Here is a 15110-nt window from a genome sequence, read left to right as displayed (position 1 = left end):
AGAGGCCTCCCGGCGGTGTCTCGACTGCGCTCGACACGAACGGAACGCGCGGGATTGCCATTCCCCTCGCATTCGCAGCAGGAATTCCCTATGCGCGCGCCATGCATTTCCTCGACCAGGCCAAGATCTACGTGAAGTCCGGCGGAGGCGGCCCCGGGGCCGTCTCGTTCCGCCGCGAGAAATATGTCGAATACGGCGGACCCGACGGCGGCAACGGCGGGCGCGGCGGCGACATCGTCTTCGAGGCCGTGGCCGGGCTCAACACCCTCATCGACTTCCGCTACTCGCAGCACTTCAAGGCGCCGCGCGGCGGCCACGGCATGGGCAAGGACCGCACCGGCGCCTCGGCCGAGCCGCTGGTGATCAAGGTGCCGGTGGGCACGCAGATCCTCTCCGAGGACAAGGAGGAGGTGCTCGCCGATTTCACCGAGGTCGGTCAGCGGGTGGTCTTCCTCGAGGGCGGGATGGGCGGGCGCGGCAATGCCTCCTACAAGACCTCGACCAACCGCGCGCCCCGCCAGCACCAGCCGGGAATGCCCGGCGAGGAGATGTGGGTGTGGCTGCGATTGAAGCTGCTCGCCGACGTGGGGCTGGTGGGTCTTCCGAACGCGGGCAAGTCGACCTTCATCAACGCCGTCTCCAACGCGCAGGCCAAGGTCGGCGACTATGCCTTCACCACGCTCGTCCCGAAGCTCGGTGTCGTGCGCCACAAGGGCCGCGAATTCGTGCTCGCCGACATCCCCGGCCTGATCGAGGGTGCGGCGGAAGGGGTCGGGATCGGCGACCGCTTCCTCGGGCATATCGAGCGCTGCCGGGTGCTGATCCACCTCATCGACATCACTGGCACCGACGACGCCGATCCTGCCGAGGCCATGCGCATCGTCGAGGAGGAGCTCGCCGCCTATGGCGACAAGGAGCACACGCGGCTGGACGAGAAGCCGCGGCTGGTGGTGCTGAACAAGCTCGACCTTGCCGATGCCGAACTGGTCGAGGGGTTCCGCGGCGAACTGCTCGCGGCGGGTGCGGAGCAGGTCTTCGCCGTTTCGGGCGCGACCGGCGCGGGCATCCCCGAACTGCTGGACGCCGTGCTCGCCTACCTTCCCGATCGCACTGCCACCGAGACCAAGGCGGTGGAGATCGAGGACGACGGCGACGCGCCCGCGTGGTCGCCGCTCTGAGGGCAGGATGCTGACGCGTCTCGCCGACATCGCCGCCGCGCGGCGGATCGTGGTCAAGATCGGCTCCGCGCTGCTGGTCGGCGGCGGGCAGGCGCGCGAGGCTTGGCTGACCCGGATGGCGGGCGACCTTGCGGCGCTGCGGCAGGCGGGCGCGCAGATCATTGTCGTGAGTTCCGGCGCGATCGCGCTGGGCGCGGCGCGGCTCGGGCTGGCGAAGGGCGGGCGCGGGAGCCTCGCCGACGCGCAGGCCGCTGCCGCCGTGGGCCAGATCGCGCTCGCCGACCTGTGGAGCCGCGCGCTGGGGGCCGAGGGGATCACCGCCGCGCAGATGCTCCTGACGCTCGGCGACCTCGAGGACCGCCGCCGCTATCTCAATGCCGCCGCGACGCTCGACCGGCTGCTGGAGGCGGGCACCATCCCCGTCATCAACGAGAACGACTCCGTCGCCACCGAGGAAATCCGCTTCGGCGACAATGACCGCCTCGCCGCGCGGGTGGCGCAGGCGGCCAATGCCGACCTCGTGCTGCTGCTCTCGGACGTCGACGGACTCTACGACCGCGACCCGCGCGAGGCGGGCGCCGCGCTGATCCCGGTCGTCGAGGCCGTCACGCCCGAGGTGATGGCGATGGCAAGCGGCGCCTCGTCCTCGGGACTCGGTTCGGGAGGGATGGTCTCGAAGCTCCAGGCCGCGCAGATCGCGACCCGGGCGGGGATCGCGCTCGGGATCCTCAACGGCACGCACGAGGCGCCGATTGCCCGCGCGCTCGCCGAGGGGACGGGGACGCTGTTTCTCCCCGTGCGCTCCGACAGCGCGCGCAAGGCGTGGCTCGGCGGGCGGCTCGCGCCGGCGGGCGAGCTGCGCGTCGACAAGGGCTGTGCCGAGGCGCTGAAGGGCGGGGCGAGCCTGCTCGCGGCGGGGGTCGTGGGCGTGTCCGGCAGCTTCCGGCGCGGCGATCTCGTCAGCGTGCTGTCGATGCGCGGCGAGCGGCTCGCACAGGGGCTCGCCGAATACGACGCCGCCGAAGTCCAACTGATCGCCGGCAAGCGCGCCGAGGACCAGGCCGATCGCTTGGGCTATAGCCCACGCTCCTGCGTGATCCACCGCGACCACATGGTCCTGCTGTGAGCATTCTGGCGATCACCGGCGCGACCGGTTTCGTGGGGAGCGCAGTGCTCGCCGACGCGCTGGCCGAGGGTCACACGGTGCGCGCGCTCGCCCGCCGCGAACAGCCCCTACGCGAGGGCGTCACGTGGTTGGGCGGCGATCTCGGCGACGAGGCGGCGCTGGCCGCGCTGGTCGAAGGGGCCGACGCGGTGATTCATGTCGCGGGGCTGACCAACACGCCCGACACCGCGCAGTTCGACATCGCCAACGTCACCGGCACCGCCAACGTCATCGCCGCAATGCAGGGCGCGAAGCTCGTGCGGCTGGTGTTCGTCTCCTCGCTCTCCGCGCGCGAGCCGCAGCTGTCGGCCTATGGCGCCTCCAAGGCCCGCGCCGAGGCGCTGGTCGAGGCCTCGGAGCTCGACTGGACGACGGTGCGGCCGCCCGCCGTCTACGGCCCGCGCGACATCGACATGCTCGACCTGTTCCGCGCCGCGAAGTGGGGCGTGGTGCCGCTGCCGCCGGGGGGTGCGACCTCGATCATCCATGCCGATGATCTCGCCGCGCTGCTGGTCGTCCTTGCCGCGTCCTCAAGTAGCGAAGCGGTAGGACCGGCAAGCAAGAAAGTCTACGAGCCCGACGACGGGCGCGAGGGCGGTTGGAGCCACAAGGAGCTCGCGCAGGCGATCGGGCGGGCGGTGGGCCGGCGCTCGGTCCTCGCGCCGCACCTGCCGCGCGCCCTGCTCGACCTCGCCGCCGCCGCCGACCGCCTCGCGCGGGGCGACCGGGCGAAGCTCACCCCCGACCGGGTCGGCTACATGGCCCATCCCAACTGGGTATCGCGCTTCGACAGGAAGCCGCCGCCCGGCCTGTGGCAGCCCCGCATCGCGGGCGAGGAGGGGCTGAAGGCAACCGCCGCGTGGTACGCCCGCGAAGGGTGGCTCTAGGCCGCAAGCCTCACAGGAACGGCTCTTCGCCCGGCTTGTGGATGCCGCACTCGGTCTTGTCCCAGCCCTTCCAGCGGCCCGAGCGCGGGTCTTCGCCCGGGGCGACCTGCGAGGTGCAGGGCGAGCAGCCGATCGAGGGATAGCCCTGCGCGATCAGCGGGTGGCGGGGGAGGTCGTGCTGGATGAAATAGCCCTCGATCTGGCCCGCGTCCCAGTCGATCAGCGGGTTGATCTTGAGCCGCCCCTGCGCATCCGAGGTGTCGATCTCGAAGCGCGGCAGGTTGGCGCGGGTCCTGGCTTGGAAGGCCTTGCGCCCGGTGAAGCTCGCATCATAGGCCGCGAGCGCCTTCTCAAGCGGCCGCACCTTGCGGATCTCACAGCACCCGTCGGGATCGTAGGACCACCTGAGGCCGGTCTCGTCCCTCTTCGCGAGGTCCTCCGGGTCGGGGGTCAGCACCACGAGGTTGAGGCCGAGCAGACGGACGAGCGCGTCACGATAGGCCAGCGTCTCGGCGAAGTGCTTGCCGGTGTCGAGGAACAGCACCGGCACCTTGGGGTCGACTTCGGCGACGAGGTGCAGCAGCACCGCGCTCTCCGCGCCAAAGCTCGAGACCACCGCGAGATCGCCCGCGAGCCGGTCGCGGATCACGCTTTCGAGCATCTCCTGCGTCGAGGAGCCGCGGAACAGGTTGTTGAGCCGCACCGCGTCGTGCTCGGTGAAGCGCGGGGCGAGGTCGAGCACGTCGGGCGTGTGCGCGATCATGCCGATCTTGGCGATGGGCACATCAGGCTTCATGGCGCTTCTCCGGAATGGTGCGTCGGGCATCGGCGGCTCTCTGGTAGACATTCTCCCACGTCGCGAAGGCGCGGGCCGCGTCCTCCTCGTCGAGGCGCTTGTCGGGGGCGAAGCTGTCGAAGCCGCAGCGGCGCATATGCGAGAGCTGGTCGATCAGCACCTGGCCGACCGCGCGCAGCTCGCCAGTGTAGCCCGCCTCGCGCAGGATGCGTGCCGCGGAATAGCCGCGCCCGTCCCCGAAGCTCGGGAAGTTGACCTCGACCAGTGCCAAGCGGTCTATGAACGGCAGCAGGACCCGCGCGTCGTCGCCCGGCTCGATCCGTACGGCGGTGGCATTGGTCTGATCGCAGCATGAATCGACGGTGACGGTCGCGTGGTCGACCGGCTCGTCATCGCGGAAGCGGAACTGCACCTCGTCGGGGCTCGCCCCCAGATTGTCAGCCATAGAGCACCTCCTTGAACGGCTCCATGCCGATCCGGCGGTAGGTATCGAGGAAGCGCTCCCCCTCGGTTCGTGCGGCGAGGTAGACGTCGGTCACCTTCTCGACCGCGGCGATCACGCCGTCCTCGTCGAAGCCGGGGCCGGTGATCTTGGCGAGGCTGACGTCCTCGGCCTCCGAGCCGCCGAGGGAGAGCTGGTAGTTCTCCACGCCCTTCTTGTCGACGCCGAGGATGCCGATGTGGCCCGCGTGGTGGTGCCCGCAGGCATTGATGCAGCCGGAGATCTTGAGCTTCAACTCGCCGACCACCTCGGTGCGGCCCGTCTCGGCGAAGCGCTCGGAGATGCGCTGGGCGAGCGGGATCGAGCGGGCGTTGGCGAGCGAGCAGTAGTCGAGGCCCGGGCAGGCGATGATGTCCTCGATCGTGTCCATGTTAGGCGCGCCCAGTCCGGCTTCGTCGAGCGCGGTCCACACCGCGTGGAGATCGGCGATGCGCACGTGGGGCAGCAGCAGGTTCTGCGTGTGCATGACCCGGAGCTCGTCGAAGGAGTATTCGCGCGCGAGCCGCGCCACGACGCGCATCTGCTCGGCGGTGGCATCGCCGGGGATGCCGCCCGCGGGCTTGAGGCTGATGACCGCCGAGACGTAGCCCGGCGCCTTGTGGGCGTGGGTGTTGCGGCGGACCCACTGGCCGAAGACGCTGCCCTGACCACCGTTTGCTTCGAGCATAGTCGAGAGGCTGGGTGTCTCGACTGACGACAGAATGTCGGCAGCCTGCCCTGAGCCTGCCGAAGGGCTCGACAGGAACGGGGGAGGGGTGAAGTGCGCCGCGATGCGCGCGAGCTCCTCGCGCGGGGGCTCGACGCCGACCGAGAGCAGGTGCGCGAATTCCTCCTCGACCTGGCGGATGTATTCGGCGGCGCCGAGCTCGTGGACGAGGATCTTGATCCGCGCCTTGTACTTGTTGTCGCGCCGGCCGTAGCGGTTGTAGACGCGAAGGCACGCCTCGGCATAGGTGATGAACTGGTCGATCGGCACGAAGTCGCGGATCAGCGGTGCGATCATCGGGGTGCGGCCCATGCCGCCGCCGGCGTAGAACTCGGCCCCGATCTCCTCGCCGCGCTTGACGATCCGCACGCCGATGTCGTGGAGCCGCATCGCCGCGCGGTCCTTTTCCGACGCGATCACGGCGATCTTGAACTTGCGGGGGAGGTAGGTGAACTCCGGGTGGAAGCTCGACCACTGGCGCATCAGCTCGGCATAGGGGCGCGGGTCCACCACCTCGTCGGCCGCGGCGCCCGCGAAGTGGTCGGCGCTGATGTTGCGGATGCAGTTGCCGCTGGTCTGAATCGCGTGCATCTCGACCGTTGCAAGCTCGGCGAGGATGTCGGCGGCGTCCTCGAGCCTGATCCAGTTGTACTGGATGTTCTGCCGGGTGGTGAAATGCCCGTAGCCGCGGTCATACTTGTCGGCGATGTCGGCGAGCTTTTCGAGCTGCACCGAATTGAGCGTCCCGTAGGGGATCGCGACGCGCAGCATATAGGCGTGGAGCTGGAGGTAGAGCCCGTTCATCAGCCGCAGCGGCTTGAACTGGTCCTCGGTCAGCTTGCCCTCGAGGCGGCGGCGCGCCTGGTCGCGGAACTCTTCCACGCGGGCATCGACCATCGCCTGGTCATAGGAATCGTAACGGTACATCAGCGGGTTCCAGTGAGAACGGGGAGGCGCTCGGTGCCGAGGATGGTGCCGAGCTCCTTCAGGGTCTTGCCGGCGACCGGCACTTCCTTGTGCGCGGCGCGGATCGCGCCGAAGGCGGCTTGCGTCGCCGGATCGTCGTAGCCGGCAGGGGTCGGATAGCCGACCTCGACCAGCAGGTCCCACTCACCGTCGGCAGCCGGGTTGGCGATCAGGCGGTAGGAGGTGAACAGGCCCTGCTCGACCGCCTTGGCGTCCATCGCGAACCAGTTGAGGAAAATGAACGAGGTAAGGTTGGCGCGCTCGCCGGGGAGGGCCTTGAGGCGGGTCCACTCGACGACCATCGTGGCGCGCGCTTCGGCGGGCGCGGGGGCCTCCTGCGCGGCGGCGGGCACGGCGGCGAAAGCGAAGGCGGAAGCGACCGTGATCGACGGGGTGCGCATCAGATCACCCAGTCCCAGCCGGTCTTCTCGGCGGTCGGCACGGCGAGGTCGCGCCGCACGGTCGGGCCGAGCGCGCGCACCCGGTCCTTGATATGCGCGGGGCGCACGTGGCCCGCCGCGTCGATGCTCGCGTCGATCGCATAGGCGGCGTTGACCCGGCGCGCGGCTTCCTCGCGGGCGAGGATCTCCGCGGCCTCGTCACCCACGTCGACGGCGTCGTCGACGAACAGCGACCAGCCCGAGCCGGTCCACCAGGTCACCGCGCCCGAGCGCAGGTCGTTGCCGGTGAGGATCTTCATCGCGCCGCCTCCCAGGCCGTCGCGGCGAGGGCGACATCATCGCGCGCGGTCACCTCGCCGATGACGATCAGCGCGGGGCTCTTCACGCCATGCGCCGCGACCAGCTCGGGCAAGCCCGCCAGCAATCCGCGCAGCACGCGCATTTCGGGGCGCGCGGCGTTCTCGATCACGGCGACCGGCATCTCGGGGGCGAGGCCGTCGGCCATCAGCTTCTCGGCGATCTGCGGAGCGGTCGAGACGCCCATGTAGATCACCAGCGTGCGGCCCTTGCCGGCGAGGCCCGACCAGTCCTGCTCGGCGAGGCCCTTGCACTGGCCGGCGACGAAGGAGACGATGCTCGAGGCCTCGCGGTGGGTGAGCGCGATGTGCGACGCGGCGGCCGCGCCGTTCGCGGCGCTGATGCCGGGGACCACCTCGACCGCCACCCCGGCGGCGCGCGCGGCCTCGGCTTCCTCGCCGCCGCGCCCGAAGATGAAGGGATCGCCGCCCTTCAAACGCACCACGACGTGTCCGGCGCGCGCCTCGCGCACCAGCAGCGCGTTGATCTCGTCCTGCGGCATGGTGTGACGGGCGCGCCGCTTGGCGACCGAGATCAGCCGCGCTTGCGGAGGGGCAAGGCCGAGGATGTCGGGCCCGACCAGACCGTCATGGACGATCACCTCCGCGCGCTCGATCAGGCGCGCGGCGCGCAGGGTCAGGAGGTCCACCGGACCCGGCCCCGCGCCGACGAGAAAGATTGTGCCAGTCTGCATGGGGAGCAGATGGGCCAGCCGGGCGAGCGGTGCCAGCGAGAATGGATTGCCCCGTGCGAAGCGCAGCTATTGGGGGGGCGGAGCGCCCCTTTCCTCGAGCACCGCGATGATGCGGTCGACCGCTTCGCTACGCCTGAGGTGGAGATCGCGCTGCGGATAGGGGAGCGCGATCCCGTTCTCCTTGAACAGCGTCCACAGCAGCTTCAGCACCTCGCTTCGGACATTGCCGACGCCCTCCTCGGGATCGTCGATCCAGCAGTGGATGGTGAAGTTCACCGCATTGTCGCCGAAGCCGCTCCACCACACGCTCGGCGCGGGCTTGAGCAGCACGCGCTTGGCCTTGCGCGCGGCCTCGAGCATCAGCTTCTCGGCGAGCGCCATGTCCGCATCGTAGCTCACGCCCACCGGCACCTGGATGCGCACGTTCCGCGAGGAATAGGACCAGTTCTCGACCTGCGCGGTCATCAGATTCTCGTTCGGAATCAGGTATTCGCGCTCGTCGCGGGTAGTGACCGAGACGGCGCGGATGCCGATCTTGCGGATCTGGCCGAAGGTCTGCTGCCCGGTCTGGTCGGCGACCGCGATGACGTCGCCGGGCTTGATCGACTTGTCCATCAGCAGGATGATGCCGGAGATGAGGTTGCCGAAGGTCTTCTGCAGCCCGAAGCCGATCGCGAGGCCGAAGGCGCCGGAGAAGACGGTCAGCGCGGTGAGATCGACGCCGATGAGGTCGACCCCGATCAGGAAGGCGGTCACCCAGATGACGATGGTGGCGATCTTCTCGGCGAGGACTTGCTGGGTGCCGTCGAGCCGGGTTGCGCGCCGCAAGGCCGCGCGGGTCAGGCGCGTGGCGAGCATCGCGAGGCCGATGGCGAGCAGGATCGCGGCGATCGCGAAGATCACGTCGAAGGCCGAGACGCGGTATTGGCCGAGCTCGAAGGCGAAGGCGTCGAGCCGGTCGGCGATCCCGCCGATGGTACGCGAGTGCTCGGCAAGGTCCTCGCGCAGGAGGTCCGCGCCCGCGACCTTCTCGCCCGGCGGCGTCACCCGAGCTGCCCGAGCGCGGTCGCGAGGTCGGCGATCAGGTCGTCCGGGTCCTCGAGCCCGATCGAGAGCCGCAGCGCCGGCCGTCCGCCCGTGGGGCAGGGCATGATGCTGCGATAGGTGCGGGGGGCAATCGGCAGGGCGAGGCTCTCGAACCCGCCCCAGGAATAGCCGTTGCCGAACAGCCGGAGCGCGTCCGAGACCCGCGCCGAGGCGGCCGGGTCGTCGCTTGCCAGCACGAAGGAGAACAGCCCGCAGCCGCCCGTGAAGTCGCGCTGCCAGAGCGCGTGGCCGGGGTGCGAGGGAAGCAGCGGGCAGAGCACCTCGGCGACCTGCGGCTGGGCCTCGAGCCACTCGGCCACCCGCAGCGCCGAGCGGGTCTGCGCCGCGAGCCGGACGCCCATCGTCCTCAGGCCCCGCGCCGCGAGCGCGGCATCGTCGGGCGAGACCACCTGCCCGAGTTCCTGCGAGGTGCGACGCAGCGCCGTGTACCAGCGCTTGCCCGCGCTCGCCGAGCCCATCATCAGGTCCGAGTGGCCGCCGACGTGCTTGGAGAGGCTCATCATCACGATGTCGCAGCCTTGCGTCAGCCCCGCGAACCCGAGCGGGCTCGCCCAGGTGTTGTCGAGGAGGGTCACCGCACCGCGCCCGCGGGCGATGGCAGCGAGCGCGGGCACGTCGCTGACCTCGAAGGTCAGGCTGCCGGGGCTTTCGAGCCACACCGCCTTGACCGGGCGGTCGAAGAGTTCGGCGAAGGCCTCGACGTCGCGCGGGTCGAAGAAGGTCGTCTCCACCCCGAGCCGGGCGAGCAGCCCCAGTGCCATGCTGCGCGTCGGGTCATAGGCGTTGTCGCTCATCAGCAGGCGGTCGCCGGGCGTCAGGACCGCGAGCATGCAGCCGAGGATCGCCGCGACGCCGCTCGGGTAGAGGACCGTGCCGTGGGCGCCGGGCTCGAGCTCGGTGAGCGCCTCGGCGAGCGCCCACTGGGTCGGCGCGCCGCGGCGGCCGTAGAAGAACTGGCCGTCGGCATTGTTCTTCCCCGCCGCCTGGCGCTCGGCATCGGTGGCGTAGAGGTGGGTCGAGGCACGCCAGACGGGCGGGTTGACCACCGGCCCGGTCCACTCCCTGCGCCGCCCGCCGTGGACGAGCCGGGTGGCGGGCTTAAGGGGCTTGCCGTCCTCGCCGCCGCTCATGCTTCGGCTCCTTGCGCCTTGGGGGTGGCGGGGTCTGCGCCCCATTCGCTCCAGCTGCCGTCGTAGAGCGCGGTGTCCTCCTTGCCGAGGAGGTGCAGGGCGAAGAGCAGCACCGACGCGGTCACCCCACTGCCGCAGGTGGTGGTGACGGGCCGGTCGAGGTCGATCCCCGCTTCCATGAAGAGCCTGCGCAGGTCCTCGGGCGCCTTCCACGTCCCGTCGGGGTGGAACAGCGCGGTGTAGGGGAGGTTGAGCGCCCCCGGGATGCGGCCGTTGGGCATCGCGTGGACCGGGTCGAGGCCGGTGCCGTAGACCCGGTCGGCGCCGCGCGCGTCGAGCACCTGTTCCGCGCGGCTGCTCAGGTTGGCGAGCATCTCCGCCTTGCTGCGCACGGCGCGAGCCGCGCTCAGGCTCGCCGGAGCGGCGGGGGCGATCTCGGGCGCGCCGCTCTCCAGCGGCCGGCCCTCCGCGCGCCACTTGCCGAACCCGCCGTCGAGGATCGCGACCTCCGTCCAGCCGCTCGCAGTGAGGACGAACCACGCGCGGGCGGCGGTGCGGATCGCGCTGTCGTCGTAGAGCACGATCGCGTCGCCCGGCGCGATGCCGAGGCCGGCGAGGCGCGCGGCGAGCTGCGCGGGCGTCGGCACCGCATAGGGCACCGGCGAGGCGGCGTCGAAGAGGCTCGCGAGATCGAGGAAGCGCGCGGCCGGAATGTGCCCCGCAGCGAACTCCGCGGCGGCGTCGCGCGCGGCGGCGGGGAGGTGATAGGAGGCGTCGAGCACGGCGAGGCCGGGCGCATCGCGGTGCGCGGCGAGCCACTCGGTCGTGACGAGCGGGGAGGGGAGCGTGGTCATCGCCGACGACCCTAGCGCGCGCGGCGCGCGCCTGCAAAGCCCCGCGCGCGTCAGGCCGCGGCGGAGGCGGGCGGAACCGCGATCCCCTGCGCGACGAGGCCGGCGATGCCGCCCGGCCCCTGGTCGAGCGGGATCGGATGTACGCGGCCGCTCGGGCTACGCGGGCCGATCACGAAGCTGCGGGTGATCGCGCTCTGGCCCTCGCCCTCGAGCGTCACGTGGACCAGCGGCACGAACACCGGCTTGGTGCCCTGCCGCAGCGGCCGGATCGCGGAGAGGGGGAGCTGCACCTCGCCCATGATGCTGCGCGCCTGGTGCGGGCCGATCCGCTCGATCGCGCCGAGCGCCTGCGCGGCGCCGGCCGAGGGGCCGTTGCTCCCGGTCGCCGCGGCGCTCGCCCGGGCGCAGACGAGCTGCACCCCGGTCACGAGGTTGCCGACCGCCCGCCCGGAACGGTTGGCGATGGTGAGGCGGTAGCCCAAGGTGAACATCATCAGGCTGCGGGTCGCGCCGGTGACCTCGAGGCCGAGGTGGAGATCGGCGAGGTCGGGCAGCGCCTCGCTCTCCTCGACGACAGAAGGCTCGGCGAGGCGCAGCACCTTGGGCTTGCGACGCCGCACCAGTGCGACGAGCCCGCCGAGCAGCGCCAGCGCGCCGAGCCCGCCGGCGGCGAAGGGCCACCAGCCGGGGAGCGCGGGGAGGATACGCACGGGCGCGGTTTCACGGCTGTCGGCGGGCGCGGGGAGCGGCAGGGGTGCCGCGCCCGAAGCCGCAGGCGAGGGCGCCGCCTCGAGGGTGGGAGCGGGCAGGGGATCGGCGGGGGAGGGGGCGCTCGCGCCCGCCTGCGGCGGGCTCTCGCGGGTGGGGGCAAGGGCCGGAGCGGCGCGCGGCGGGAGAGGGGCGGGCGCGGTGTCGATCACGGGGCGCGGCGCGATGGTGGGCGCGGGAGCGGGGGCGGCGCTCGGGGTGGACGTCGGGCGCGCGGTCGGGACGGGGCGGGGCGGGATCGCGACCCCCGCGCGCTCGTCGGCGGGGCCGGCGGGGGCTTGGGTGGGCCCCGGCGGGAGGCTGAAGGTGCCGCTGCTCTGCTGTGCCGCCAGCCCCTCGGGGAGCAGCAGGGCGGCCGCGAGTGCGCAGGACTTGGCGAGGCCCTGCCGCAGCCTCCGCCGACGCTGCGGCCGGGGCGCTTGGCCCGGGGTGTGCGGAGCGGGGCGGGAGGGCAGGCGGGTCATGGGGCGACGGGTCCGGTGGTCGGCTCGGGTGGGGCGCTCGCAAGGAAGCGGGACTGAGTGCCGGAAGTTGGGTGAACCGGCGCTGTCCAACATAGGGCGCGAGGCCGGCCCGCGTCCAGCTTGCGGCTTGCGCGCCGCGCCCGATCGGGGCAACAGCGCGGCATGGAAAGCACACCCCCCTCCAACAGACCGCAGCCGCAGTTCCTCGGCCGCGACACCCCGCTCCCCGCCTCGCCGGAGGAGGCGGTGCTCGACTACGTGCCCAACCCGCGGCCCGGCCTCACCTACCTCGTGCGCTTCGTCAGCCCCGAATTCACCTCGCTGTGCCCGGTCACGAACCAGCCCGATTTCGCGCATCTCGTCATCGACTACGTGCCCAGCGAGACCATCGTCGAGAGCAAGAGCCTCAAGCTGTTCCTTGGTTCCTTCAGGAATCACAACGGCTTCCACGAGGACGTGACGGTCGGCATCGGGGTCCGCCTGTTCGAGGAGATGCGCCCCCAATGGCTGCGCATCGGCGGCTACTGGTATCCGCGCGGGGGCATCCCGATCGACGTGTTCTGGCAGTCGGGGCCGCCGCCCAAGGACCTGTGGCTGCCGGATCAGGGCGTGCCCTCCTACCGCGGCCGCGGCTGAGCCGCGCCAAGCGATGTTTCACGTGAAACATCGCCAGCAGGGGGCCTCTGGACGGGGTCTGAACCGGGTCTAGAGGGGGTCTAGCGCGCCTCTGAACCGAGCAAGGCGCCAGCTGGACCGCGCTCGCCCGGGCCTGCGAAACGCGCCGCTCAGAGCCCCGGCGCGCTCAGCTCGAGCTGGACGAACTTGGGCACGCTCTTGTTCGCCTCGCGCCACTTGGCGAGCGGGAAGGCCCCCGCGCCCAATGCCGCGAGCGGAATGCCCGCCTCGGCGAGCGAATAGGGCGAGATGCGGTGCCGGGTCATGAACCCGCCGCTGCCGTCGGCGATGAGGTGGGTCTCGAACTTCAAGCCCTGGCTGTTCTCGGTCGCGTTCACCACCTTGCTCACCACCAGCTGCCCGTGGCCGAGATCGAGCACCACGTCGGTGCCGACCGGCACCCCGGCAAGGCCGGTGATCCGCGCGCCGGTCTTAGAGAGGTTCCGCAAGATCACGTCGTAATAGTGGTCCTCGTGGATCAGCCCGACCTTGCGGAAGATGGTGATCCGCTCCGAGCGGTGGCGCGGCGGGCCGCTGGGCTTGAACTCGGCGTCCTCCGCCTCGAAACGGGCGAGCACCTGTTCCTGCGTCATCGGCCGCGAGTAGATGAAGCCCTGCACGAGGTCCGCGCCGCGCGCGCGCACGAGTTCGAGCTCGTCCATCGCCTCGACCCCCTCGGCGACCGTCTCCATCCCCAGAGCCTTGGCGAGCGCGACGATCGCGGCGATGATCGCGGGGTTGATGTCGCCGTTCTCGGTGCAGCCGCGCACGAAGCTCTGGTCGATCTTGATCTTGTCGAAATGGCCGTGCTTCAGATAGCCCAATGAGGAGTAGCCCGTCCCGAAGTCGTCGAGCGCGAAGCGCACCCCGATCTTCTTCAATTCGCGGAACAGCGCGTCGACCTCCTCGAGATCGCCCACGAAGACGCTCTCGGTGATCTCGAGCTCGAGCCGCCCGGCGGGCAGGCCCGAGGCCTGGAGCGCGCCCACCACCGCCTTGCGGAAGCCGGGGCGCACGAACTGCTTGGCCGAGACGTTGACCGCGACGCGGATCGTCTCGGGCCAGGCGACCGCGTCGATGCAGGCCTGCCGCAGCGCCGTCTCGCCGAGGCGGATGATGAGGTCGTCGTTCTCGGCGATCGGGATGAAGTGCGCCGGGCTGATGTCGCCCTCTTCCTCGTCGTGCCAGCGCAGCAGCGCCTCGAAGCACTTGACCTCGTTGGTTTCGGGATCGACGAGCGGCTGGTAGGCGAGCTTCAGCGCGTTCTTGTCGACCGCGTCGCGCAGCCGGTCGCCGAGCAGCGCGCTCTTCGAGGCGGCATCGCGCAGCTGGCTGGTGAAGAAGCAGAAGGTGCCCGCGCGGGTCTCCTTGGCCGAATAGAGCGCCATGTCGGCCGCGCTCGTCAGCTCGGCGGCCTCGACCCCGTCATAAGGCGCGACGGCAATGCCCACCGAGGTGCCGATGATCGCCCGCCGCCCGTGGATCTGGTAGGGCTGCGAGAGCGACTGGACGATGCGGTTGGCGAGCTCGCCGAGGGTGCCGCGGTCGTCCATGTCGGGCAGCAGCACCTGGAACTCGTCGCCGCCGAGCCGCCCGACCTCGCCGGCCTGGCCGACGATCGCGGAGAGGCGCTGCGCGACCTGCTTCAAGAGCTCGTCGCCCGCCGGGTGGCCCATCGTGTCGTTGACCTGCTTGAAACGGTCGAGGTCGACCATCATCAGCGCGCAGGAGCGCTTGCTGGCGCGGAAGGCGGCGAGCATCGCGGCGAGCCGCTCGCCGAGCTTGCGGCGGTTGGCGAGCCCGGTCAGCTCGTCGACCTGCGACTGACGCGCGACCTGGGTCTCGTAGGCATATTGCGCCGAGATATCGACCGCGCTGCCGCGGAAGCCCTGGAAATTGCCCTTGGCATCGATCAGCGCGCGGCCGTTGAGGCGCCACCAGCGGGTCGCGCCGCGCGCCGTCGGCACGGCGACGATCTGCTCGTCGAGCTTGGAGCGGGCCTTCAACTTGAAGGCGAGGCTGCGCTGCGGGCTGGCGCTGCCTTCCTCCTCGACATCGAGGAACACGCGGGTGAGCGGGGTGCCGATCAGGCTCTCGGCCTCGGCGCCGAGGTCGGCGAGCGCGCGCTGCGAGAGGAAGGTCAGGCGGTCCTCGGCGTCGGTCGCCCAGAACATCCCGATGCCCAGCTCCTCGACCTCGCCGAGCACGACGTTGCGCTCGGGCCGCGGGGCGGCCTCGCGCTTCTCGGGCGCGGGGGCCTTCCTGTCGCCTGCGGATTTGCGAAAGCCAAGCGGCATCTCTTGTCCTCGTCGGGGGGCAGCCGGGTAGACGCGCCCCTAGGATCGCCCCATAGTCCCGCCTTGGTTGACAAAGCGTTAGCCGCCAGCCTCGGGCCGGGCCAAGGGGCGAGAGGGGACGCGTGGAACCCTTTGGCGCTTGCCGTGTTATCGCAGGGTGCAC

General features: G+C 71.0%; 15 protein-coding genes. 4 read left to right on the top strand and 11 right to left on the bottom strand.

Features of this window, described 5'->3' with window-relative positions; translation table 11 throughout:
* The first annotated feature begins 101 nt into the window (after positions 1 to 101).
* Genes cgtA through ACLBKU_RS01175 form a run of 3 tightly spaced genes read left to right on the top strand, consistent with a single transcriptional unit; the run spans position 102 to position 3230 of the window.
* Positions 102 to 1178 (top strand): Obg family GTPase CgtA, encoded by a 1077-nt coding sequence (gene cgtA, locus ACLBKU_RS01185; RefSeq protein WP_410177699.1) that lies wholly within the window; start codon positions 102 to 104, stop codon positions 1176 to 1178.
* A gap of 7 nt (positions 1179 to 1185) precedes the next feature.
* On the top strand, positions 1186 to 2304 hold the full coding sequence (gene proB / locus ACLBKU_RS01180) for a glutamate 5-kinase (protein ID WP_410177698.1): 1119 nt from the start codon (positions 1186 to 1188) through the stop codon (positions 2302 to 2304).
* Positions 2301 to 3230: an NAD-dependent epimerase/dehydratase family protein gene (locus ACLBKU_RS01175; protein WP_410177697.1), complete on the top strand. Its 930-nt coding sequence runs from the start codon at positions 2301 to 2303 to the stop codon at positions 3228 to 3230. Before proB ends, ACLBKU_RS01175 begins: the two co-directional genes overlap by 4 nt.
* Before the next feature lie 10 nt (positions 3231 to 3240).
* Here ACLBKU_RS01175 and ACLBKU_RS01170 read toward each other — a convergent pair whose 3' ends face one another.
* The 10 genes from ACLBKU_RS01170 to ACLBKU_RS01125 all read right to left on the bottom strand — a co-directional run bounded on the left by ACLBKU_RS01170 (position 3241) and on the right by ACLBKU_RS01125 (position 11975).
* Positions 3241 to 4026 (bottom strand): phosphoadenylyl-sulfate reductase, encoded by a 786-nt coding sequence (locus ACLBKU_RS01170; RefSeq protein WP_410177696.1) that lies wholly within the window; start codon positions 4024 to 4026, stop codon positions 3241 to 3243.
* Entirely contained in the window at positions 4016 to 4471 is a 456-nt protein-coding gene (locus ACLBKU_RS01165) for a DUF934 domain-containing protein (RefSeq protein ID WP_410177695.1), read from the bottom strand. The genes ACLBKU_RS01170 and ACLBKU_RS01165 overlap by 11 nt, the downstream gene beginning before the upstream one ends.
* Positions 4464 to 6161, bottom strand: a complete 1698-nt coding sequence (locus tag ACLBKU_RS01160) for a nitrite/sulfite reductase (RefSeq protein WP_410177694.1) — start codon at positions 6159 to 6161, stop codon at positions 4464 to 4466. Before ACLBKU_RS01160 ends, ACLBKU_RS01165 begins: the two co-directional genes overlap by 8 nt.
* Positions 6161 to 6601, bottom strand: a complete 441-nt coding sequence (locus ACLBKU_RS01155) for a hypothetical protein (RefSeq protein WP_410177693.1) — start codon at positions 6599 to 6601, stop codon at positions 6161 to 6163. The genes ACLBKU_RS01160 and ACLBKU_RS01155 overlap by 1 nt, the downstream gene beginning before the upstream one ends.
* Positions 6601 to 6900, bottom strand: a complete 300-nt coding sequence (locus ACLBKU_RS01150; protein ID WP_410177692.1) for a DUF2849 domain-containing protein — start codon at positions 6898 to 6900, stop codon at positions 6601 to 6603. Before ACLBKU_RS01150 ends, ACLBKU_RS01155 begins: the two co-directional genes overlap by 1 nt.
* Entirely contained in the window at positions 6897 to 7652 is a 756-nt protein-coding gene (cobA, locus tag ACLBKU_RS01145; RefSeq protein ID WP_410177691.1) for a uroporphyrinogen-III C-methyltransferase, read from the bottom strand. The genes ACLBKU_RS01150 and cobA overlap by 4 nt, the downstream gene beginning before the upstream one ends.
* A gap of 66 nt (positions 7653 to 7718) precedes the next feature.
* Positions 7719 to 8699 carry a mechanosensitive ion channel family protein gene (locus ACLBKU_RS01140; protein ID WP_410177690.1) on the bottom strand — a complete coding sequence of 327 codons (981 nt, stop codon included), beginning with the start codon at positions 8697 to 8699 and terminating at the stop codon, positions 7719 to 7721.
* A complete protein-coding gene (metC, locus tag ACLBKU_RS01135; RefSeq protein WP_410177689.1) occupies positions 8696 to 9889 on the bottom strand; it encodes a cystathionine beta-lyase in 1194 nt (397 codons plus the stop codon). Before metC ends, ACLBKU_RS01140 begins: the two co-directional genes overlap by 4 nt.
* Positions 9886 to 10743 (bottom strand): sulfurtransferase, encoded by an 858-nt coding sequence (locus tag ACLBKU_RS01130; protein WP_410177688.1) that lies wholly within the window; start codon positions 10741 to 10743, stop codon positions 9886 to 9888. Before ACLBKU_RS01130 ends, metC begins: the two co-directional genes overlap by 4 nt.
* Before the next feature lie 50 nt (positions 10744 to 10793).
* On the bottom strand, positions 10794 to 11975 hold the full coding sequence (locus tag ACLBKU_RS01125; protein WP_410177687.1) for a hypothetical protein: 1182 nt from the start codon (positions 11973 to 11975) through the stop codon (positions 10794 to 10796).
* 162 nt (positions 11976 to 12137) lie between these two features.
* Here ACLBKU_RS01125 and queF point away from each other — a divergent pair, with 162 nt between their 5' ends.
* Positions 12138 to 12611: a preQ(1) synthase gene (gene queF, locus ACLBKU_RS01120; RefSeq protein WP_410177686.1), complete on the top strand. Its 474-nt coding sequence runs from the start codon at positions 12138 to 12140 to the stop codon at positions 12609 to 12611.
* A 149-nt stretch (positions 12612 to 12760) separates the two neighbouring features.
* Here queF and ACLBKU_RS01115 read toward each other — a convergent pair whose 3' ends face one another.
* Positions 12761 to 14947 carry a putative bifunctional diguanylate cyclase/phosphodiesterase gene (locus ACLBKU_RS01115; RefSeq protein WP_410177685.1) on the bottom strand — a complete coding sequence of 729 codons (2187 nt, stop codon included), beginning with the start codon at positions 14945 to 14947 and terminating at the stop codon, positions 12761 to 12763.
* Positions 14948 to 15110 lie beyond the last annotated feature (163 nt).

Origin of the sequence: Erythrobacter sp. NE805 (assembly GCF_046452355.1) — a bacterium.
Taxonomy (GTDB): Bacteria; Pseudomonadota; Alphaproteobacteria; order Sphingomonadales; family Sphingomonadaceae; genus Erythrobacter.
This window is presented reverse-complemented; position numbering and strand designations above follow the sequence as displayed.

Bases quoted from the DNA above. Each gene is read 5' to 3' on its own strand.
- metC (WP_410177689.1), bottom strand. From the start codon at position 9,889: ATGAGCGGCGGCGAGGACGGCAAGCCCCTTAAGCCCGCCACCCGGCTC.
- ACLBKU_RS01160 (WP_410177694.1), bottom strand. From the start codon at position 6,161: ATGTACCGTTACGATTCCTATGACCAGGCGATGGTCGATGCCCGCGTG.
- ACLBKU_RS01165 (WP_410177695.1), bottom strand. From the start codon at position 4,471: ATGGCTGACAATCTGGGGGCGAGCCCCGACGAGGTGCAGTTCCGCTTC.
- ACLBKU_RS01115 (WP_410177685.1), bottom strand. From the start codon at position 14,947: ATGCCGCTTGGCTTTCGCAAATCCGCAGGCGACAGGAAGGCCCCCGCG.
- ACLBKU_RS01130 (WP_410177688.1), bottom strand. From the start codon at position 10,743: ATGACCACGCTCCCCTCCCCGCTCGTCACGACCGAGTGGCTCGCCGCG.
- cgtA (WP_410177699.1), top strand. From the start codon at position 102: ATGCATTTCCTCGACCAGGCCAAGATCTACGTGAAGTCCGGCGGAGGC.
- ACLBKU_RS01125 (WP_410177687.1), bottom strand. From the start codon at position 11,975: ATGACCCGCCTGCCCTCCCGCCCCGCTCCGCACACCCCGGGCCAAGCG.
- queF (WP_410177686.1), top strand. From the start codon at position 12,138: ATGGAAAGCACACCCCCCTCCAACAGACCGCAGCCGCAGTTCCTCGGC.
- proB (WP_410177698.1), top strand. From the start codon at position 1,186: ATGCTGACGCGTCTCGCCGACATCGCCGCCGCGCGGCGGATCGTGGTC.
- ACLBKU_RS01155 (WP_410177693.1), bottom strand. From the start codon at position 6,601: ATGCGCACCCCGTCGATCACGGTCGCTTCCGCCTTCGCTTTCGCCGCC.
- ACLBKU_RS01150 (WP_410177692.1), bottom strand. From the start codon at position 6,900: ATGAAGATCCTCACCGGCAACGACCTGCGCTCGGGCGCGGTGACCTGG.
- ACLBKU_RS01170 (WP_410177696.1), bottom strand. From the start codon at position 4,026: ATGAAGCCTGATGTGCCCATCGCCAAGATCGGCATGATCGCGCACACG.
- cobA (WP_410177691.1), bottom strand. From the start codon at position 7,652: ATGCAGACTGGCACAATCTTTCTCGTCGGCGCGGGGCCGGGTCCGGTG.